10 protein-coding genes and 1 pseudogene are annotated in these 22,006 nt (G+C 64.1%); 3 read left to right on the forward strand and 8 right to left on the reverse strand.

Annotated elements, in window-relative coordinates; translation table 11 throughout:
• Positions 1-92: 92 nt before the first annotated feature.
• From dpdD to dpdE, 8 genes are read right to left on the reverse strand one after another with little or no spacing between them, the layout of a single operon-like run.
• Positions 93-2,081, reverse strand: coding sequence for a protein DpdD (dpdD, locus tag ACIOMQ_RS25840; protein WP_402190563.1), 1,989 nt, complete (start codon positions 2,079-2,081; stop codon positions 93-95).
• A gap of 40 nt (positions 2,082-2,121) precedes the next feature.
• Complete coding sequence (gene dpdK / locus ACIOMQ_RS25845; RefSeq protein WP_079177548.1) at positions 2,122-2,649, reverse strand: phospholipase D-like domain-containing protein DpdK; 528 nt, start codon at positions 2,647-2,649, stop codon at positions 2,122-2,124.
• Positions 2,646-7,121: a protein DpdJ gene (gene dpdJ / locus ACIOMQ_RS25850; RefSeq protein WP_402190569.1), complete on the reverse strand. Its 4,476-nt coding sequence runs from the start codon at positions 7,119-7,121 to the stop codon at positions 2,646-2,648. The genes dpdK and dpdJ overlap by 4 nt, the downstream gene beginning before the upstream one ends.
• Before the next feature lie 6 nt (positions 7,122-7,127).
• A complete protein-coding gene (locus ACIOMQ_RS25855; RefSeq protein WP_193463172.1) occupies positions 7,128-7,811 on the reverse strand; it encodes a hypothetical protein in 684 nt (227 codons plus the stop codon).
• A complete protein-coding gene (gene dpdH / locus ACIOMQ_RS25860; protein ID WP_401815729.1) occupies positions 7,808-10,858 on the reverse strand; it encodes a protein DpdH in 3,051 nt (1,016 codons plus the stop codon). Before dpdH ends, ACIOMQ_RS25855 begins: the two co-directional genes overlap by 4 nt.
• Positions 10,851-11,717: a protein DpdG gene (dpdG, locus tag ACIOMQ_RS25865; RefSeq protein ID WP_071339517.1), complete on the reverse strand. Its 867-nt coding sequence runs from the start codon at positions 11,715-11,717 to the stop codon at positions 10,851-10,853. The genes dpdH and dpdG overlap by 8 nt, the downstream gene beginning before the upstream one ends.
• A complete protein-coding gene (gene dpdF / locus ACIOMQ_RS25870) occupies positions 11,717-14,311 on the reverse strand; it encodes a protein DpdF (protein WP_124722795.1) in 2,595 nt (864 codons plus the stop codon). Before dpdF ends, dpdG begins: the two co-directional genes overlap by 1 nt.
• A complete protein-coding gene (dpdE, locus tag ACIOMQ_RS25875; protein ID WP_401815731.1) occupies positions 14,311-17,712 on the reverse strand; it encodes a protein DpdE in 3,402 nt (1,133 codons plus the stop codon). The genes dpdF and dpdE overlap by 1 nt, the downstream gene beginning before the upstream one ends.
• Positions 17,713-18,353: 641 nt before the next feature.
• On the opposite strand from dpdE, the pseudogene ACIOMQ_RS25880 reads away from it, so the two are divergent.
• The 3 genes and pseudogenes from ACIOMQ_RS25880 (at position 18,354) to ACIOMQ_RS25890 (ending at position 21,792) form a co-directional block, all read left to right on the forward strand.
• Positions 18,354-19,885: pseudogene (locus ACIOMQ_RS25880) on the forward strand (ISL3 family transposase).
• Positions 19,886-21,199: 1,314 nt separating this feature from the next.
• Entirely contained in the window at positions 21,200-21,550 is a 351-nt protein-coding gene (locus ACIOMQ_RS25885) for a hypothetical protein (protein WP_401266362.1), read from the forward strand.
• Complete coding sequence (locus tag ACIOMQ_RS25890; protein WP_401266364.1) at positions 21,550-21,792, forward strand: hypothetical protein; 243 nt, start codon at positions 21,550-21,552, stop codon at positions 21,790-21,792. The genes ACIOMQ_RS25885 and ACIOMQ_RS25890 overlap by 1 nt, the downstream gene beginning before the upstream one ends.
• Positions 21,793-22,006: the final 214 nt, after the last annotated feature.

Here is a 22,006-nt window from a genome sequence, read left to right on the forward strand (position 1 = left end):
CGTTTGTGGCCGCCTTCGGCCGCTGTCAGCTGGGCGGAGCGATGCTGCAGCGCAGGCTTGTGCCGGGACCATCGGTCGCGGCGCAAGGTGTATCACCGCAGTTGGGGAGGTAGTTCCTGCTGCTTGGCAGCATGCTCATACAAGGTGGTGATGGCCGCGTGAGTCACGGAGACCGAGCCGGCTCCTCGGGGGTAGACGATCTCCTTGGCGTACTGACCGATGCAGTTGGTGGCCGCGTGAGCAGCGCACTGCGTGATTACCACGCTGAAATCCGAGTTTCGGGCTGTCTCCTTCAGATGCTTCGACGCGACCTTTTCTGTTGAGAGCACCACCTTCACAAGGGGGAACTGCCGGGTGATTCGGTCTTGGACACGCTGCAGCACGCCCTCGTCCAGACCGTAGACCAAGATCTGCGCGGCTCCGACAACCGGCTTGGTTTCATCGTTCTCCGAGGGAGCCTGCTCAGGCCATTCCATCCCGAGCCCGAGCTCATTGCTAAGAGACCGAGCCGTTGACAGGTATGCCTCTTCGAGGCGTCGCATATGGACATGCAACGGACCGAATAGGAGCTGGGCGGTCTGTACGCGGGCTGCGGGTGCTGGTGCGGCCCATGCCACCAGGCGGTCGACGAAGTCGAGGGCCTGCCCGGCGGTCTCGGGCGCGACCCATTCGTCGAATCGCACACTCAACTGTTCCAGGAACTCTTCGTACTCCGCAGCCTTTGGGGCGGAGCGAAGGAACAGTTCCAGGAGAAGGTCCAGAACTGCGAGGTTCGCTGGGTCGCAGCGCTGGTTGACAATGCTCCGCATGATCGTGGTCAGTGTCTGTCGGAGGGTGAGGTCTGAGCGGGTGAGTTCCTGCAGGAACGGCCCGAGCGCGTACTGCCATACGACCTCGTACTCGGTGTCTGTAAGGCCGGCAAATACGTCTGCAATTTCCCCGTCGGACACCGCATCCAGTTGTACCGGGGTATCGCCTCGGCGGACGTCCATCCTGCGGCAAAGCTCGAAGGCGGTCTTGTCTCCCTGGGCGACAGCCTTGACTATTTCTGCCCATGAGTTGAGTGATGTCTTGGTAGACACGCCATCGGGCTCGGGCTCCGCTGTAGTTGCAATGTCTGGCTCAGCAGGTTCCGCTTCCACCGCGCCCGCTGGAACGGCCTGGCGGCGATAGGACACCAGTGCGTCGGGTATGAGGTCCCCACGGCCTTCGGTATCGAGCAGAGCGATGCTGCGGGAAAGTTCCTCCCCGTCACCTCGCCCGTACATACCGACGAGCAGGACAGTGACAGCCTGCTCACTGAACGACAGTAGGTCTCCGTCTGCCAGCAACGAGAAATGGCTGTTGGGCGCCTTCAACGCGTCCACGGCACCAGCCAGTTCCCCTGCAGCAAGCGCAGGTTCGATGTGCGCTGTGAAGAGAGCTGACAGCACCATGTCCTTCACCGGAACAGGCGGGTCCTGCAGCAGCACTTCTCGAAGCCCTGGCAGGGAAAGGACGCCGTTCGCCCTTCCCTGCGCCGTCAGAAGCCTGATCTCCAAATGTTTGACGTTGGTCGGCGAGAGGCCGCCTTGGCGATCGATCTGCTGAAGGAGCGTCTTGGCGGTCTGTGGTGCACCGCTTACGAGGGCCGCTTCGAAGTCTGCGAGAAGACGCCCCAAGGGCTTGGGCGCAGACCAGGCCCGCTCGGGGCTCCGCTCCACCACCGTCACCATCCGTTCGAGCGCAGACCTCAGGCGCTTCCTCTCCTCTATGTCGGCGGTCGTCTGGACGACGAACGTGCTTCCCGCTCCATAGCGTTCGTGGATCGAGGCCTCATGGGGCCTGTCGAGCGCAACAGGCACGTCGTAGCCGTACTTCGCAAGAGAGGGCCCGACAAAGGCCACCAGAAGATCACGAACAGAAGTGAGTTGCTCACGCCGGCGAGGAATCACGTAGTACGCCATGCGCTGGGTCTGCTCATTCAGCCAGGGCAGCACCATGGGCGCTCTACGGTGACTGACGGCTGCATTCCTCAGCAGCGTGATGCCTTTAGGGTACTTACCAGCGGCGTTGCGGTCTGGATGGAGGAAGTGGTCCACGAACTCCTGCGTACCGGCTCTCTGTTCCGCAACTTCTGCCTTAGACGCCACGTGCCGTCCATTCATGCTGGTAGTCCACTACTGCCTGTGCCGCAGCCGATTCGTCCAACGTATAGCTGATCTGCTCCTTGTTCCGGGCCAGGCCGTTGCGCGTGAAGTTCATGGAGCCGTCGAACATCCAGCCCGGGCCGATCAGGCTCTTCTCGTGAATGTCCTGGTCCAAAAACACCTCGAGATCCGTACCCGGTCCACGGCCCAGAGCGAGGCGCTCCAAGAACATCGCGTTTGCAGGAGCATCCTGGGTCACAACACGAACGGCGGTGCCACTCTGTGCCAGCATCAGCAGCAGGTCGGACAAGCGGCACTGCAGCGGAGGGTTGTCGCCCAAGAGGTAGTCGAAGGAACCGTCAGCGTTGTCGACCAGATCCACATCGCTGACCCATGCAGACACCAACCAGACCTCGCCGCCCGGCGACGAGAGTTGAGCCAGCAGCGCCGTCCGAATCAGCGAGTCCGCACGCAGGGCGCTACGCGCATTCGTGCGGAGTGTACGACGAAGGACAGTCACTGCTCAGACTCCTTGATGACGGCCTTGATGACGACCTCGCGGCTGTCCCTGAGTACCTGTGTCACCTCGCCGAACAACTTCAGGTCTCCACGGTCCACACGAAGAACAGGGATGGTCAGCATCACATGGCGCAGCAGTTCGGGCTGAACTAGAGGAACGACCACTTCAACTGCAGGATGCGAGGAGAGCAACTCGGCGTAGCTGGTGTGCCAATCCGACGATGTGGCATCGAGGCGTGGCCACGCTTGCGTGTGCACGGCGGCCGCCAGAAGCCGATCCAAGATCTGCGGGTTGTCCACCGCGCGATATGGCTGGTAAGAGTCGAAATGGTAGTTCCGTGCCTGGTCACCTCGGGGCCAGAGCATGCTGAAAGCCTGGTCCGGGCTGATCGTACGAGGCAACTGCACCTTGCCCGCGCCAACGGCGTACGCGATGACCCTTGAGTCGACCTCAATCCCAGTTGCTTCTTCCAACTGATCCCACGCCTTCACCAGAGCAAGGGCAGTCGCGTCGGTCAGACTGTCGGATCCGCGTCGAAGCAGACGCATCGCAAGGGATGCAACATCACCGTGCCGAGGCGCACCGTCCAGGTCGGTCCAGGCCGACCTGATGCGGTTCAGTGCATCCTGGCTGTTCTGAGCCGAAGCCGCATCACGCATCTCGCTCATCGCCTCAGCGAGCTCACCGCCTGGCTCGGCCTCCACCACATGACCGAGCAGACTCGTCAGCCGTGCATCAGTCTGCTCGAAGCTGTTGGGACGCAAAGCCGCACCAACCAGACTCCAGAATCGGGCAGGATCACGGCCGTACGTCTCCGCCAACTTCTCCACGACGCCGAGCCCACCCTCGGACGTCTCGCTGATCCAGATCTGGTCCGTTCCCGAGCCGGCACCCGGCACCACGTCGAGCGTCAGGTCCTGGTCTCGGGCGTCGGGACAGGCTCGTGTTACTGCCTCCAGGATCGCAGCGGCCAAGGTGTCCAGATAGGCGCGCCGGGCGAGGCCAACCGTGCGGGCATGGAGCTTCTCGCCGAACAGCAGTGAACCAGCGTCGTCGAGCACGGCGATGACATCGGGGTGTTGGCTGAGTGCCTGCAGATCGTTGATAACGCGGTCGGCAGGGCTGCCGGCGCCCGTAGGGGAGGCGGACGGATCCTGCCTGTACAGCAGCGGAATGACCTTAAGGATGCTGTCCCGCCAGGCGCCCTGTGACAACTCCGCGTGAATCGCCTCGGGCTTCTTGCCTTCAAGTCCCTCAAGCGCGAACGCGGAGAGGTACACCAAGGACAACCACCCACGCTGGAACGAGTTGGCCGCTTCAGCGATCCGCCTGTCCTCCATGACGGTGTTCGTGAACGCCTTCGAACGCCACTCGGGAGAGTTCAAATGCTCCACTACGCCAGGCAGCGACAGATCCAGCGGCTTGACCTGAATTTGGACAGCGTCGACGGACGAGGAGAAGCCCATGGCTGCCCTCTTTCCCTCGTGGATGTAGCTGACCGCCACCTTGTGCCGCTTCCCCGGCGTGCCCTTGATGACGTCGGCCACAGCCCCATACGTCATCCGGCGCACCTCGGTCGGGTTACCTGAAGCGTGAGCGGCGAACCCGACAGAGATCACCCGCTCCCGCCACTCGGGAACCTTGGGCACGTCCGCCGCAACCGGAGGACCCGCAGGGTTGTCCACGAACTGGGTTGCCCACAAGGGGACACCCTGGGACGAGGTCGCGATCTCTTTGTCCGGCTGAGCCAGCTTGATCCGTCGCGGGCGCGTGACCTCGACCGCCTGCACATCCGCGCGGCCGGTGCCCCAACAACCCTGCCGCTCCTCGGCGTCGAGGATGTGACTCAGATCGATCACGGCGTCACGGACCCCGGTGGGAACCTCCAGCCACGTGCGGTGACGATCATCGCGGTATCCGAACCGGCGACTGACCCGGCCAGGCACAGCTTCACGCAGTGCGCGCCCGACCGGCAGCTTTTCCTCGTCGTCGGAAGTGGCAAAGGGCACCGCAAAGCTGACCTCCGGAAGATTCAGCGGAGCGAACAGCGACGTCGTGACGAACTCAGGCAAAAAGGCACGCTGGTCCGTGCCGGGATCCTTGTGGATCGGCGACGCGCCAGCGTAAAGACGCCGCAACAGCGTGGGAGCCACTGCCAACAACAAAGACCGCGGCTGCTCCCACAGGAGGACCTGCACTTCGTCGGCGCTCAGGCCCAGCGCGCCTCGCAGATGGCCCGCCAGGGAGCGCAGCAGGATGTCATCCCCGTCGAGCAGGCTCTCCAGATCCTTGATGACCGCTTGTCGGGCCTTGGGCAACTGCTCATCTCTATAGTCTGGTCGGGTATTTCCCGACAACAAGATGCGGGCGCTGACCCACAGGCCCTGCTCACGAAGTCGGGTGCCGAGCCAATCGACGAACGCTCGAGCGCCTTGGATCTTGATGATGTGGCGGTTGTGCACAGGCAAGGTGCGAGGCGTCACCTCAGGAGCGAAGAGGGATTCATACCCTTGATAGGCCAGTCGGTCTCGCCCAAAGTCAGAGAGAGCAACGATTGTGAGCGGGCGCGTGCCCCTCTCACGTCCGGCCCGGCCCCGGCGCTGCAGGAAGGAAGCCGGGTCTCGAGGCGCCTTGTGCTGGACGACCAGTCCGACGTCGGGATCGTTGAAGCCGACCTCGAGAGAGGCCGTCGCAACGACAAGATCGGCGTCCGCGTCGACGCCCGCATCCTGGGAGGATGTCCGGCCGATCCTCAAAGGTCGCTCGCTCAGGTCGGAACTGAGGTTGTGCCCAATCAGCTCCGGAAGGTTCCAGGACTGGCCCACGAGGTAACGATCTTCTTCCGCAGGAAGGTCCATGGAACGGAGAGACGCCAGAACCGCAGCACCCCGCTTTCTGCGGTTTTTCCCGTACTGCCCTCCCTCTGCGTCTCGCAGGTCGTCATACAGGCGGTTGGTGACGTCGAGATCGTCTGTAAAGAGGAACCCCTTGGTCCCATGAAGCGTCGTCCCGGCAGGCCGAGTCCTGTCGAGCAAGCGTCCGTGGAGCATCGCCGTTTGGATAGTGGTGGACAGCAGGCTCGTACCCGACAAGGGGTCGCCGCGCAGCGCGAGGTGGTACTCGCGGCCCTCCGCCTCCATGTCCGCGCCGCGCGGTTCGATGAGGGCGACGCTTTCCGCAGGGAGCCCGACAAGTTCCGCCATGAAGCGGTCGGCCTGACGCAGGGTGGCGCTGAGCCCGACGAAGGTCACGGGGCCACGACGTGCGTGACGCCAACGCCGGAGCAGCAAGGCTGTTTGCGCGCCCGTGGCATCGGAGTACGTATGCACCTCGTCGAGCAGGACGACGCGGGGACCATTCCAGTTCCAGCCGAGGGTCCTGCTCAACTTCGACCCCGTGCTGTTGCGGTTGAGCATCTCCGTCGTGGTGAAGAGCAGCTTGGGCGGAGCCCCGTTGATCGACTCTCGGGTAAGAGCCATAACACCGTCAGGGATCTCCTGATGGCACACGGAACACCGCAAGGCCTCCGAGCCGAGCGCCCTGTCCTGTTCCGACCAGAGCATGGTGCCGCCATCCCCGGCGGGGCACGTCAGATAGGGACAGACGCGGGCCCCACCCTGCACTGGCCACTCGTACATCCCCTGGGTGACGTCGCCGAGACCCGGCGGCGTACGCCCGTAGAGCACACCGATCCGCGGACTGGGCATGCCCCGCTCCCGGAGTTCGAGTGCGTTCTTGATCGCATCGCGCAACTGGTCACGCAGTAGTTCGATGCGCGGATAGAGCGCGAGCGTATGCACACCCGCGCGCCGGTCATTGGCCATCGCGGCGAATGCCGGAAGGTAAAACGCGAGGGTCTTTCCGCTGCCGGTGCCGGCACCGACAACGACGCCACGCGAACCCCCGTGGACCAGGGAGTTGGTGACTGCCTTGGTGGCGTCGACCTGGAAGCGCGAGAGCGAGTACGAACCGATCAGCACCCCGGCGACTTTTGAGTGATTCTCAGTCCACCCCGATGTCACCTCCATCTCGGCGATCGCCTGGGCAGCCGAGATGTCACGCGTCGGATAGCGACGCTCAGAGACGTGCAGGCGGTAGTCGGCGACCAGCGGCCTACCTCTTTCCCACCAGTCCGGCTGCAGTGGAGCACCGGGCCAAGGGCCGAAGATCTGCCGCAGGGAGGCAGTCAGCCGAACCCCCTCTGCGAACCTTGTCCGGTACTGATCGACTCCGCCGAAGGGGACCTGGAAAAGAAGTTGCTGGCTAAGGAGCGCCTGCCTCAACTGGTCGGCGTCAGAGAACAGCGATGCCGCGTCTTCGTCTTTGTCGATGACCGACCAGAGAGCGTCCATCACCTCTTCTTCGCTGAGCATGCCGTCTGTGACGCCCCAGGACAGGAGGGGCAACTCCCGGTCCTCCAGGGCAGTAAGCGCCTTGCCCAAAACGGCGCGGCGCAGTGTCGTGGGTGCCACAGGTCGTCAGTCCGCCTTCCGAGTGACGGTAAACCAGCAGTCCTGGTCGTAGTCTCGCAGCAGCGTGATGTCCGCGTCGCTGAGCTCTCGAAGAGTGACCCCGCCTGCGTCGAGCCGGTTGATGAGCTCGAGGAGTTCTTCCGGAGCATCGTCCGGTGCGTGCTCGAGGAGCCTCAGCAGCGCGTCGCGATCGGTACAGAATGTGAGGATGCTGGCACTGTCGACCTTGGAGCGATTCGCCTTGGTCTTCATCGACTCGTAGAGCGCGGCCGCTTCCAGTCGCTCATCGGTGCCAAGAGTGACGAACCGAGCCGGAGAGACCTCTTGGATCTGTGCGGTGGCCCATGCCTTCCAGAGCTGTCTGAGCGAAGTACTCAGCTCGCTGGTGAATGCGTCCAAGGCGCGCTTGGCATCGAGGAAAGCCCGGTCGCCGGGCAGGCCACCTCGCGACTTCGACTCGAGCTTGGCCCGTGCAGCCTCGAACCCAGACACGTCCAGAGCCTGACCGGTGCGCTCACGCAGCAAAACCGCGATCTGCTGCTGGACCATCGCGGCCTGCAAGGCTGCACGCACCTCATCGATACGCTGGAGCACCCGCTCCTGTTCGGCCCGCTCCTTTTGGCCTTCGGAGATGCTGCGGGCGATGTTCTGCAGTTCCTGAGCCTTCTCCAGAACCGTAACGCTGCTCACTTGCCTGCCTCCGCGTGCGTACTAGCGTCATCTACGGCCTGCTTCCATTCCCCCAACAGACCTGCCAACTGCTCCGCAGCGTCGCTGACCGCGTTCTGGTTCTGCATCCGCGCCGCAGCCAGGGCCGTGTCCAGCAAGGAGTCGGCAACCGTGAGGTAGTCGCGCATCTCCCGCAGATGTGGGGACCGAATCGGGGCCACCACAGCCAGGAGGCTTTCGGCCGACGAGTCCTGGAGGCTGTTGGTGACGCGAGACAGGTCCTTCTCCAGTACGGACAGCGTGGTCCAGTCGGCTTCCGCGACTGCTACAGCCCGACTGTCCAACTCACGCTCCAGGGGTCCCGTGATGCCCTCTGCCTTTGCCATCTGCAGGGCCGTGGACACTTGCTGGACGAGGCGGTCACCGGGGCCGCTCGCCCTGGGGAAGCGCTCTCGGATCTCGCCGAAGAGCGTACGTAGTTCCTGGAGTTGACCGCGCACTACGGATTGCCACCCTGCACGCAGGGGCTGGCCAGCGCTCTTGACCCATTGCGGAAGTTCCACGGCCGACAAGTCCCAATGCGCCGCTGCCTCCTTTACGAGAGGAAGGGCACGGGTAGCGTCAACGACGTGGACCGCTCCGGTGGAACCCTGTCCGATTCCCAGCGAACTCAGCAACGACTCCACGAGACTGCTGCGATGCTGCATGTGCACATTGAGTCTCTCCAGCCATGCCTCAGTGCGCGACGACACGTCCGGCCGTACCCACTCGTTCCCTACATCGAATGCTGCTGCGTACAGCGTCTCGATCGGCATACCGGGAACGACACGTCCGGCCAGCGCAGCGCCGAGCAAAGAAACACGCAACCCAGCGATCAAGTCCTTTTCGGTGCGTTCCAGGCTCTGCGCAACGCGCTCTCGCATAGCGGGCCTGGCCGCGTCAGCGATGCTAGCGAGACGAACGATGTCCTTCCCGCGCACCCCATCTACCGCGTCCGCGGACAGGCGCAGGAGGCTCTTAAAGAACTCGCCAGTCGCAGGGTTGCGCTTGAGAACGATGGGTGCGCCCGCACTCATCGCCTCTGAACTCGCATCTTCGATTGAGACCTGGTTGGATTTGACGTTCTTCGTATACCATCCGGCCTTTTCGGTGTCGGTGAGGTTGACCGGCTTGACCGGAGGCGTTAGCCAATCCTCCCGGTAAGGGACCGATTTCGAAATGATGGTGCGAATGATTTTTGCCTCGTCCGTGGTGAGGCGAGAACCTGTTGCGGCCCAGTCTTCCACCACTTGAAGCTTTCTCTGCAGAGCGGGCACCTCCTTTTGAGGTGGTGGCAGGGGAGTGCTCTGCTCTTTCTGCGGGGAAACCTGTTGCTTTTCGTGCAGGCCGTCAACAGCCAGGGCAGGTAGGGAAAACGCTTCGCTGATGCCCTGCCGCAGATTCACCAACTGGGGCGGTGCATCGGCCCAAAACTCCAGCGCCGCCCGCCGGCGCTTGGCGTTCAAGGGGTCGTGCGTATCGATATCTTCGCTGACGCTGTTGGGCAATGCCTGGTCGACGCCTCTGACGGACTTGTAGTTCTCCTGGAAGAAGGCGCTCGGGAACTCGCCCTTGCTGATGGCGCTGTACGCGTCGGCCAAGATCGGGATGACTCCGCTGCCCAAAACGTTGCGCGGTACGAAGGCGTACGGGTTCTCCTGCGGAGCCAGGCTGTGAACGACACGCGTCAGAGACGGACGATTGAACGGGTAGAGGCCGAACCCGTCCGCGGAAACACCGAAAGAATCATGACAAAGGCTCTTTGCAATGCAATCGTCACATTTGTTCGGAATCGAACCGCTACCCGCACTTTCCAGCGCACCACGCCCAACTCGAGCGGCGTTGAGGTACCTCGCGACGAACGTGGCGATGTCCTCTGTCCCTGTCTGGCCTTCTCCCAGGACGATGTCCAGGTTGTAGACGAATCCTCCGGTGGAGGTAGCGATCCTGGAGGCTGCCGTTTCCGGAAGGTCGTGGAAGTAACCACTGGTGATCGCCATGAGGGTTCGCATGGGCGCGAGCACCGCATGCCCTTCCCGCTCCGACGTCTCGGTGATCGCGTCGAGCAGGTCACCCTGGACACCTTGGATCAGAGCGAAGTCCTCCACCAGGAGGATGATCTCCTTGCCCTGGCGGGCGTAGATCTTGCGCACCTTCTGCATCGCACCAAGAAGACGACCGCCTCCCAGCGCCGACAGTTCTTGAACGGCCTTGTCCCATTGCTCATTGAGCAACTCCACGGCCAGCACCTGCAACTCATCCCTGGACATGAGGACGCCGAAGATCTGCCGAGTAGGGGCTGCCATGTCGCCGGCGATGGCATCCGGGCTCAAGGGGAGGTCTTCCAGAGAGAAGCGAGGACGACGCTCCTCGCCGGACTCTCGATCGCTCAAGAAGTGCTGGGCGAATTGGGGAATGAACTTGCCGGACTCAAGCATCTGCGCCTGCAGGAGCGGATCTTGCAGAAGCAGCGAGATGCCTTGGGGTCCGACGAGTTGACGCTTCTTCCCGGAGACCGATTCCTTACCGAGGTCCGCCAGAGCGACGCTCAACTGGGTGATGAGGCGGCGCGCCAGCGAGGCAGCGGTGAAGTTCCCGGTGACGTGCCGGATGTCCTTGCGGATCTGCTCGATCTCTTCGTCCTCGACACCGTCGAGGAGGGAGTCGATCACATGTCGCAAACTCGTCTTAGACTTTTCGAGGTAGATGATCTTTCGGTCTTCGGCGGGCTCGATGTTCTCCCTGACCCAGCGGACCAGATGGGACTTGCCAGAGCCTGACTCACCGACCACCGGCAGGAGCAGCGTCCTGGTGTTCGTCCGTCGGTTCAGGAACTCGTCGAGGACGTTCTCCTCCGTGACGCTCTCGCCTGTGCTGTTGAACGACCGGCCAGTAATCCGGGAACGCTGGATGCTCAACGGGGTGTGCGTGGAGAGAAAGACGGCAGGCGAGGCGACGACCGCCTCCGTCTGAATCGTGGAGATGACGTTTTCCACGTCCCAGCAGACGTATCCCTTGAAGTCAGACATTGGTGGCCTCCTGCCGGGTGATGGAGGAACAAAGACGCATGGACAGACGCTCGGGGTCCTGCAACTTGATCGGCTGCTTGGCGTCCGAATCGCTGCTCATGACGAGCCACTTCTCGTGTTCGCCTCGCATCAGGGCGAAGGAGAGTGCCGTGTCGACCGTCCGGTCGTCGGGCAGTCCATAGCCCGAATTCTCTGAGATGCTTCCACCAGGAAGGACAGGAAGGTGTTCACGCAGCAGGCGCAAGACTTCTAGAGCATCCGCAGGAGTGTCTGCCGGCAGGTGCTCTTCCAGCACCTGCCGCACGGCGCAAGTACAGTCCGGAACATAGCGTTGGGCGATGTGGGGAGCCGAGGCGCCCAACCCAAGAGTTCCCGCCCACGCCACGAACGGTGACCATCGTGAACCGTTCACGAAGACCAACTCTCCATCGGGTGCATTCTTTTGGTGCCGGCTGTCCACGAGGGCCCAACTGAAGGACTCCGAGAACGGATCCCGGCTCAGGCTCCACACCAGAGCCCGCCGCAGGTCATCGGCGATCTCGGCCGGTTGGTGCCCATGAAGGCCCAGCACAGCGGCGCGCAGTGCGCGCTGGAAGGCGGCATAGTCGTCCGAACGCAGGTCTGCAAGGGCACCCGACAAGATCCAGGCCTCGCCGTCGCCGCTTTCCTCAGCGAGCCCCAGTGACCGCAGCGTGTTGAGCGCGTAATGGACCGTGGTGGTCTTCTTCGCGTCGAGATTGTGCGGCTCGAGGAAGGTGCGCAGCGTCTCAGACGCCACGGGCCCGGACTGCGAGGCCAGGAAGCGTACGACAGCCCAGATCTCGCCGGGATACGGCACGGGCGTGTTGAGCAATGCCATTATCTGAACTCGCTTCTCACTTGCTGGATGTTCAACGACGGGTGCGTAGTCACGAAGGGCACCCCGGGCCTGGTCGGGTCCTCGATTTGCCGAGGAAGGAGGAGGTACACAGGCTCCCCGTCCTCAAGCCGGTACCGGAGTTCCTCATCGAGGCGCGGCGTCGCGGCATCAGCAACCCAGACGATCGTGGCGGTGGTGCCACTGCCCACAAGGCCGCCGTCGTGATCGACGAGCACCGGATGACCTGGTGCCTGTTGCTGTATCTGCTGGGCCACCTCTTCGCGAACACCAGGGCCGGCGAAGTGAGAGATACCCGACCGCGCCAGTTTCACCAGCACGGGCAACACGTTGTCCTTGTGTTCCGCAGGGCTTTGCCAGTACATGCTGAAGTGCGAGGTCTGCGGGTGCAAGTGGGCCAAAGGACTGGCCGGCGGGGACCACTCAACAGTGGCCGGATCCGGCGAGAGCGGCTTGCGGTACAGGGATGCGACCCCTCCCGGCGGAAGCCCTTGACGTCGGCAGTGAGGACATCCGCGGCAGGCTGCCATGGTGTAGTGACGCCCCCCATTGGCTCCCGTGATCGAGTAGTACTCGGCCAAGGTGTCCGCAATGCACCGCTCGTGGCGCAAGACGCTCAACATCCTCTGCAGAGAGCTCCGCTGGGCATCCTTGATATCCGAGCGGATGCGGTTGTAGGCGTCGTGGAAGTATGTCTCATCGTTGGTCTGCCCATCCACCAGTTCGATCTCGATCCGGTCTCGCGCAGTTTCGTAGAACGCCGTCATCTGCTCCTGCCGGACCGAGGGATCCTCCTCGGACTCACGAACCGGAGGCGTGGGAGGGAAGACCTTGATCATCCCCATGCGATCCATCAGATTGAGCAGACGAACGTTCCAGTCCTTGTGCGTGGCGTACCCAACGGGCAACCGCGGTGGCCGCAGCGTCAAGTCGAGCAAGTACCTGTTCGCGTGAAGGTGCTGTCCTTTGGTGAACATCGCCCGCCACCGTCCCCAAGCGGTGTCTGCCATGAGGATCTTCTGCTCGTTCAGTGACTGGGCTGTGCCATGGTCGCCAGGCGCTGATGCCAGGTAGGAAATCGAGGGACTGCCGTCGCGGCCGCCACGTCCGACCTCCTGGTAGTAGCGGTCCACGGTCTCAGGTACGCACGCGTGCACGACACTGCGTACATCGTCGAGGTCGACTCCCAGCCCGAAGGCGGAGGTGCCGACGACGACGTCGTACTCGGTCGCGACAGCACCATGGCTCGTGCGGCCTGACCAGCCCTCGAGCGCGCGACGACGCCTGGCGTCGTTGACGTTCCCGTGTACGACGGCGACCCGGTGCATCCCTGCCGTCCGCAGAGCCTCGGCCCATTCGGTGGCGTGCTTCTTCTGGGTCGTGTACAGCACCATCGGTTTCGGTAGGCGTACCACAGCCCTCAAAACTGCTGCGGACCGCTCCTCTTCCGAGCCGAAGTCGTCCAAGAAGTAGGTAGGCTCGCTGCGCAGTTCGGAAGCCCAGACCACTTTGGTGCGCTCACCGGAACCGAACAGATCCCGTAGCGTCGTCACCTGTTGTTCGGTGAGCGTGGCACTCATTGCAACTGTCCTGGGCGCACGACCCTTGGGAGCGATCTCTCGCCAAGCCCGGTGTGGGGCAGCCAGGCTCTGAAACTCCGAGCGGAACTCGTTGCCCCACTGTTCGACGAGATGTGCTTCGTCCAGTATGACGTAGTTCAGGTGACCGTCTTGGGCGGCATCGCGAAGGGCTGTGCTGAGTCCGGCGACCACAGCTTCGGGAGAGGCGATTACTAGTGCCTGTCGCCCGGCTGAAATGTCCGCGCGCATCTGCTCTTTGTCGGCCTGGTCCAACTCCCCGAAATATGCGTACCGATTGTGCAGAGCGCCGGGATCACGCCTGCTCAGCAGCTCACGGACACGTCGTTCCATGTCGATGGCCAGGACCACGGTGGGCACGACCATCAATGACACGCCACTGTTCCGGCCAGCTAGCATGGCACCGGCCAGTGCCACCGGCGTCTTGCCGTGGCCGGTAGGTAGGCAGATCAGAAGGGTCTCACCCGGCGGCATCAGGACGACCGAGCGGGCCGCTTGGCGCTGCCCCTTGGAAAGGTAGTGGTCGTATCCGAGGACGTCCTTCCAAAACGGGTCGGCCGGCGCGGCTTCCAGGACACGGCGCAAGGTGGAGTCCTTGCCGAGGACTGCTTCACGCACCTGTGCAAGCCCTGCTTCGTGCGCCGGTCCGTCACCCTCAACCGGGGCCCATTCCTGACCTCGTAGAAGGACGCGACTTCCGTCGACCAGCACGTTGCAACCGCCCTGCCGCCACTGATCAGCGGTGGGCAGGCCCGCTCGCAACGGCACGGACAAATGGCCCGTGCGCCCCAGCGCCTGGTGGACCAACAGGAGTTGTCGCGTCAACGAGGCAATGTCCAGCCAGCCGCTAGCGCCGCTCTGCAGCCCAGCCAGGGCGTCCCCCAAACGGCGAAGAACGCCCTTGTCCAGGATGTCCGGCTTCACCTCGGGCCACTCGTTGAGCAGGTGCTGAGCTCTCACCCATGTGTCTTCAGACATCAGTAGGCCAATTCCAATCCGCGGCGCACCAGGCAGGCAGCGGCCACGACCCGGACAACGGGTCGCGACAGCCCTTCGGCAAGAGAAGTCAGCACCTCCGCGTCGGTGACCAGGCTTTCGGTGTCACGAAGAAGCCGGCCAGCCGCTTGCCGCGCTTGGGCCTGCGAGTGCAAAACCGCGGAGACCTCCAGTGCCCTGTGCTGAGCGTCCTGACAGACTGCCGTGAGATCCGTGTGCTGGTGCAGAAACCCCAGCGCTGCTTGCTGGGCGTCACGCACGTACTTGGCCGCGTGCTCCTGGCCTCCGAAGACCTCGAACAACTCCGCAGCACGCTGGCTGTTGTAGTTGCGGTCACCCTTGCTCTTGTCGTACGGACGATTCAGGAAGGCCAACTGGGCGTCCGTGGTCACGGGCCGGTTCGTGCCCGACTCGATCCAAACGCGCCTGATGACAGGAGGGAAGACCCGATCCGCCTGGCGACGCAGAGCCCTTCCGGCGTCCGCACTGCCATTGACGTGCTTCAGTGCGGCAGAGGTGTCCGCCTCGATGAGGAAATCGAAACCGAAGTACGGTTGCGGTCCCTGCCCCGGCGGCATCCCGCGGTCGATCCGCCTGAAGGCGGCACTCTGCCCAAGACTGTCGTTGAGGACGGCATCGGACAGCATGTCCACCAAGGGATTGCCGACGCGGAACAGTCGTGCGTCGCGACTGCGCAGCGCGCGTGACCGGTTGAACATCGCGTGAGCGATCTCATCGTCAGGGAGGCGATCCTTGACCCGCTTCCAGTGACGAGGAGAAAGAAGCGGACGGGTCGAGCCGTCGTTGATCAGAAAGCGCCAAGCCGGGGATCCCTGGATGGAACGATCGAGGTAACGGAGCTTGATACCCCCTCCGGTGGCGTCCGTGTACGCGAGGAGCGCCTTTTGCGTCTCGGACCAATCAAGCTCGACTTTCGCCAGCGCAGCCGGAACGCTGCGCAGGCGCTGCGTCGACACGTGGATGGACTCCAAAAGGTCCATCTTGCGGATCTCGTTGCGTTCCTTGCCGAGCCGTGCATCCACGGCCTCCTGTTGCGTCACAAGCCCTTCCGGCCCGACCTCGACTGCACCAGTCCATACGCTGGTGACCGACTGGGCTATGGCGTCCTGCAGAGTGGAAACAGAACGGTCGAAGACCCTGTAACCATCCCCGAGAAGGGCGGCCCATGCCTCCGTGAAAGAGCCGTCCGGGCCGTTCTCCTCAGCCAGTCGGAACTGAAGCGCGGGACCAACCGCTCCAGGCAGAGCCGGACCGGGATAGCGATCAACGCGGCCAAGACGCTGTTCGAGTTGGTTGGGGGACCAGGGAAGCCTCAGATGGACAACACAGTCGGCTGCCTGCAGGTTCAAGCCGTCTTCGGCCGTGTCATCGACGAGGAGAACCGCCTGCCCAGGCGTTGGGTCTGCCCAACGAGCGACGTCGGTTGCAGCCTGAGCCGCGCCGATGCTACGCGTGTGCTCGGTGATCACTACTTTCGGGAAGTCGGAGCGCAACCGACCTGTGAGCGCGCCAGCTAGTCGGCCGGGTCCACAGAAAACCACGGTGCGCTGTGCCTTCCGCATGACAGGAAGGAACGCCCGGATGATGTCCTTCAGATTCTCCGTGCTCGGCTCGCCCCCCGCAGGCCAGTCTTCCTCAGCCTCGGCCAGCAGGGTCTGTTCGCAGGCAACTACCGGCACACCGCGCAGCAGTTCCCGCTCCCGTAGTGAGAGCCCCGCACGTTCGCCAGCATCGGCGTCGGCCCTCACCCGCCACCGCAGCGCATCGATGGCGTCGTACGGAAGCGCGGGCGCCCGCGACGTGAGAACCGCCAAGGGCATGGCGTACTTCGAGAGCTGATCGCTCAGCCCCTCGTTCTCCAGGTGCTCGCGCACCGAGTTCCACCAGAGCATCACGAATTCACTCCCTGCCTCTACGACGGGGGAGGGGGAGTAGAGGGCTTCGGGACGCTGGCGGCCGCGCACCTCATAGGGAAGTGCCTCGGCGTCCGGGCCGCTGGCCTCTTGTAGCACCGCCTCGCGCCGGTTTCGAATCATTCGGCGGTGGATCCGGTACGTCTCACTGATGTGAGCGCGCAGTTCGGTAACCCGACGGGCGAACTCATCCTGCTGATCGGGGTCGCTCACCTCGTCATCCTCGTCGAGCATGTCGAGGACCTCGTCTGCGAGCTGGGCCAGACGCACGTCACTCGAGGGTACCTGTGCTCGAATCTCGTCGATGCTGTCCCGGATGACATACGTGTACTGCGGGTTCAGGGAGTAGACCGAGTTGGCCAACTGCTCGCGCATGCGATAACGGTCCTCGAAGTCCTGACGCCTCTCCCACGAGTAGAGCTCTGGGTCGAGCAGGTGCAGCAGGCCAAGGTTCGTCAGGTAGCCCGACGTCACGGGGGTGGCGGACAGCAGCAGCAGTCGCTCGGCCGAGTGCGCTAGTGCGCACAACTCCTTGTAAGGCGTCTCATCCGGACCTGCCTGCACGAGCGCATGGGCCTCGTCCACAACGACGAGGTCGGCATGCTTGTATCCAGCCCACTTCTCGGGCGTCTCGTGGCTGGTGACGACGATCGTCGCATCAGGGAAGTCCCCGATGTGGAACTTGTCCTTGAGCTCAGACAGCCACTGTCGGCGAAGAGCGACTGGCGAGACGACCACCACGCACGCAGCCGGATTATCGATGAGGATCTGACGAACGACGTACCCGGCCTCGATCGTCTTCCCCAGGCCGACCTCATCGGCCAGCAGATACCGCTGTACCGGGTCGGAGAGGACCGTGAGCGCGGCGTTCACCTGATGCGGAAAGATCTCCACCGTCGACGAGAGGAACGTACTCATGTCGGCACAGGCACCACGCTGCCGGACGAGGTTTTTAAGGACGGGGAGTCTCGCGTCTCGGTACGGCGTCGTGCTTCCACCACGGACGGTCAGATCCGCAGCGGGATCCAGCACCGGGCGATCCCACCGAACGTGGAGATGCTCCTCACGAACAGGCAGGTCGTAGTCCACATTGGGGAACCTGACGATGTAGGAACGCCGGGCGGGCTCTGCCTGTATGACGCGACCCGCGTTCCATAGCCCGTCCGGACTCCTCCACCAGATGCGCTCCTCGCGCTCCAGGAGGACCCGGTGCACCAGGTGGTCCGCCACCCACTGCGATTGTGCGATCGTCGCGGTCGGCGACTCGAAGTAGTCAACGCGCACGCGCTCTCCATCTACCTCCCCGACTTTGCCGATCCCCGGACCCCCCGATATCCGCACAAAGGTACCGAGTCGTCTTACGCCGCTCACGTGACCCTGCTTCACGATCTCGCCCCCGCTTGTTGTGCAGGTCGCCCCTCCCCAGGGCGCAGCGCCCCCCGGCGCCATAGCTGCATATCCTTCACCATTTGATCACAAGTTCCGTAGTTTGTCGGACCCTTGAGGATGTGCCGTTTGCGGCGGCCGGATGTAGTGACACCCCACCTGTGCAGCGCGCAACGGATGATAGGGCAGACAAGTCACCTGGTCATCGTCTCCGCAGGTCGGACGCCGAAGAGGGCGCTACCCCATGCGCCGGCCGGGTGGGGTAGTTCACCCATACTCCACGCGGCCACCCCCGACTGCTCTCACCGTGCGCCAGAGGCATTTCATCCCCGAAGTTCAGGTTTTTAACCCTAATGAAAGACTTTGACGCAGGAGGGATGTGCTCTCCGCGGCGCAGGGTGCTGACCGGACTGTACGGTGCCGCCACCGGCTTCCCCCCTCGACCCGTTGACGACACAACGTCTACCGCATCCCACTGACAACGGCCCCGCATGCGTAAGGAACGGCAGTTGCGTGTGGACGCCTTCGCTGACGGTGGAAGGCGGGCAGCGTCGGGAGGGGGCACCCGCTGGCTGGCTGTCCCCACGCCCAGCCAGCAGCGCGCCGGCGTACGGATATCTCCGGCCACGGGGTCTGTCAATCGAACGGCCCTGTCTCACATTCGGTGGTGACGGAGAGTTGTGAGGGTCGTTGACCTTCATGTGATGGATGTCAACGAGCTTGTGCAGACGGTGTTTTCAGGTCTGTCCCCGCTGGTCATGGAGGATGTGGCCGACGAGGGTGAGCAGATCGTGGCGCGGGCCCGGACGCCGCTGGACACCGCGGTCTGCCCGGTGTGCGGGGCCTCGTCGGGACGGGTGCACGGCTATCACTGGCGGACGGTGGCCGACGTTCCGGTCGACGGGCGACGGGTGGTGGTCCGTGTGCGGGTGCGGCGTCTGGTGTGCCCCACGCGAGGCTGCCGCCACACCTTCCGCGAACAGGTGCCCGGGGTGCTGGAGCGATACCAGCGACGCACCGCTCGTCTGACCACGCAGGTCAAGGCCGTGGTCAAAGAGTTAGCGGGCCGGGCGGGATCACGTTTGTTGGCGATACTCGCGGTGGGCCTGTCGCGTCACACGGCCCTGCGCACCCTGCTGCGCATCCCGTTGCCGACCGGGAGGGTGCCCCGCGTGATCGGTGTCGACGATTTCGCCCTGCGCCGGCGGCACCGCTATGCCACCGTGGTGATCGACGCCGAGACACATGAGCGGATCGACGTGCTGCCTGACCGCACGGCCGACACGCTGGAGGCGTGGCTGCGCGAGCATTCGGGCGTCGAGGTCGTGTGCCGCGACGGCTCAGCCACCTACGCCGAGGCCATCCGCCGCGCCCTGCCCGACGCGGTCCAGGTCGCGGACAGGTGGCATCTGTGGCACAACCTGTGCGAAGCCGCCCTCAGCGAGGTGAAGGCGCACAGCAGCTGCTGGGCCACCGTACTGGACGCACCCATCTACGACGGGCCACGCGCCCGAACCACCCTGGAACGCTGGCACCAGGTCCATGACCTGCTCAATCAGGGCGTGGGCCTGCTCGAATGCGCCCGCCGTCTGCAACTGGCCCTGAACACCGTCAAACGCTACGCACGAGCCGACCGGCCCGAGCGGATGCTCCGCGTCCCCAAATACCGCACCAGCCTCGTCGACCCCTACCGCGAGCACCTGCGCAAACGCCGGGCTGAGGACCCTGCCGTCCCCGTCAAGCACCTCTTCGAAGAGATCAAGTCCCTCGGCTACGAAGGCTGCCTCAACCTCCTGCACAAGTACATCAACCAAGGCCGCGCGGACGCCGACCGCAGCCACATCTCCCCACGCCGGCTCGCCCGGATGCTCCTCACCAGGCCCGACAACCTCAAGACCGAACATCACGACCTTCTGGCCCGGCTCACCGCCGCCTGCCCCGAGATGACCCAACTGGCCGCCCGCATTGCGGACTTCGCCCAGCTCCTGACGCCTCGCGAAGGAAACGCCGACGGGCTCTCACGCTGGATCGTCCAGGTCCGCGCAGTCGATCTGCCTCATCTGCACTCCTTCGCGAACGGCCTCGAACTCGACCGCGCCGCCGTCAACGCCGGACTCACCTCCCGTACCACAACGGCCGCACCGAAGGCGTCAACACCAGAACCAAACGAATCATGAGGCAGATGCACGGCCGAGCCGGGTTCCCCCTGCTCCGCCACCGCATCCTCCTTCAATGACCGCTACACAGCGCTACCACCGATTACGGGACAGAGCCGAACGATTTACAGTCCCTAGCGAAGAAAGACGCGGCCATCGGGAAGTCATCCTTCTGCGTAGGCCGAGCCGAGGAGGACGGCACCCTCCGACGAGACTTCGCGGGGCGGTCCTGGTCATCGAGGAGGAGCAGGTAGACGCGGCGGTCGATGAGCCGCTGTGTGGTGGAGGAAGTGGGCACCCTGCAAGACTGCACAGCCGACTATTCAAGTAGCAATATTTGAGCCTTCCTCGGGGTGAGCCCCTCACCCCCAGAGCGCCAGCCGTGTGCGGCCAACCGGGGTTGCCCTGCTACCGGGGCGTGCACAGACTGCGGTGTATTACGCCTCGTTCTGCCGAGTGCGACACATGTCGTGAGCCGCAAAACACAGCAGAGGCGTTTGGGATTCAGCGCTGCAGCGTTTGGAGGCGTCGCATGGCATCAGGCGTGAGCTGCGACGACGGAATTTTCGACACATCCCACGAAGGCGGGGATCTGTACAAAAATGTGTCTAAAACGGCGGGATGTAGAGAGCCGATTGTTGACATGTTTTGGACAGGCTGACGATCGACCTGTGAGGGTCTGCTCGCCGCCGCCAGTGTAGCGGGTGGCGTGCCGGGCGCACTGAGGGATGCTGCTTGCCGGGCATCTTGCGTGGAGTGCTGCGGTGGCTGTGAGGGGCGACCCGCCGAGGTCGTCAGGGGAAGATCGCGTTGCGTGCTCGGGTGATCGAGTTGTCTCTCGGGAGCTGTGCAGAATCGGTGCCAGCTAGTTCGTTGAGCCGCTGGCGTAGACCGGTTTGCCGCCTCCTTCGATGCCCGCTGCCACTACATCGACGAATGGGCCACCACCAAGCTCCGTCGAAGCCCGTCCGTTGGCGGGGCCGAGAAAGACACGTCGTTGCGCCGCGCCTCCGACTGCCTCAACGGCACCCTCCAGTACGGGCTCGCTGAGGTAGCTGACTGGGCTGCCCAACGACCTCGCCGATGCACAGCCCGCACTGAGCCGGAAGGCCCTTGCCCGTTCAAGCGCCTGCCGCGCGTGTCACCAACGACCTGGTACAGCTCGTTTAGGCCGTTTCCTTCGGGCCGGGCCGACAAGGCCCGCGTTGTCTGGTGCCGTACATCGCGAGGCGGAGAGGCACCCAATGACTGGACGTCCTCGGGCGTTCCGGCAACTTGGCGCGGTGCCGGGCGGAGCGGGCCATCCGGGCGGGACGCCCGGCCCCTGCGGCATGGCATCCAGGCCCCTCGACGCCCCGCGGGGGTGCTGACGGCTTCCCGTGCAGGAGAGGTTCGTGAGCGATCCCAGCCCCCGAGTGCCCCCGAGGCCGGCATCCGCGATAGCAGGCGATGGCATTCCCGCTCCCGGGGTCATCGGCATCGGGCTCGCCGCGGTGCTGACGTTCGCGCTCGCCCAGGGCTCGTGGCAGTGGTTCGCCACGTTCATCGGGGTGACGCTCCTGGCGGTGATGCTCGCCTTCCAGCGACGGGCGGAGTGGACGCCGGTCATCCGCTCGGCATACATGCGCGGCCTGGTCGCGTACGCGCTGGTCGTCGGCCTGTGCGTGGCAGTCGCACTCGCCCCCTGCTGCAGCACCAGGCCTGGCTGTTTCCGATGCCAGGCACGCGCGGCGACTGTGAGCTGATGGGCAGGTACCAGGCCCCCCAGGCAGAGGCCGCGCTGGGGAACCTGGCCGGCAGCGACGGCCCGGCCCTGGCGTTCGTGCAGGAGAACCAGGCCCGTAAGGCCGTCGCCGAGTGCCTGGCGGCCACAACGACCCTGTGGCTACCCCTGTACGGGGTGGGGGTCGCGGTGCTGGTGGGGACGGGTGCCTGGTTCCGCGACCGGGCCCGGGCCCGAGGGTCAGGCCGGTTCTGGCACGGGTGATGGAGTTGTTCAGCCAGGCGTAGCCGATGCAGATGAGGCGAGCTGCTTCGGCTCCGTACGCCGGGACACTTTCGAGGGTCGGTGCTGGTCGAATCGGGAGTGTGCTGATTCGCTGTCCGGGACTGTGCCGCCAGGGATCGGCTCACCGGTGAGCTCGTTCCTGCCGTCGGCGGGATACGTGACGGTGCCGTCTTCGTTGAGGAGTATGCCAGCG

The organism is Streptomyces sp. NPDC087845 (assembly GCF_044742755.1).
Lineage (GTDB): Bacteria > Actinomycetota > Actinomycetes > Streptomycetales > Streptomycetaceae > Streptomyces.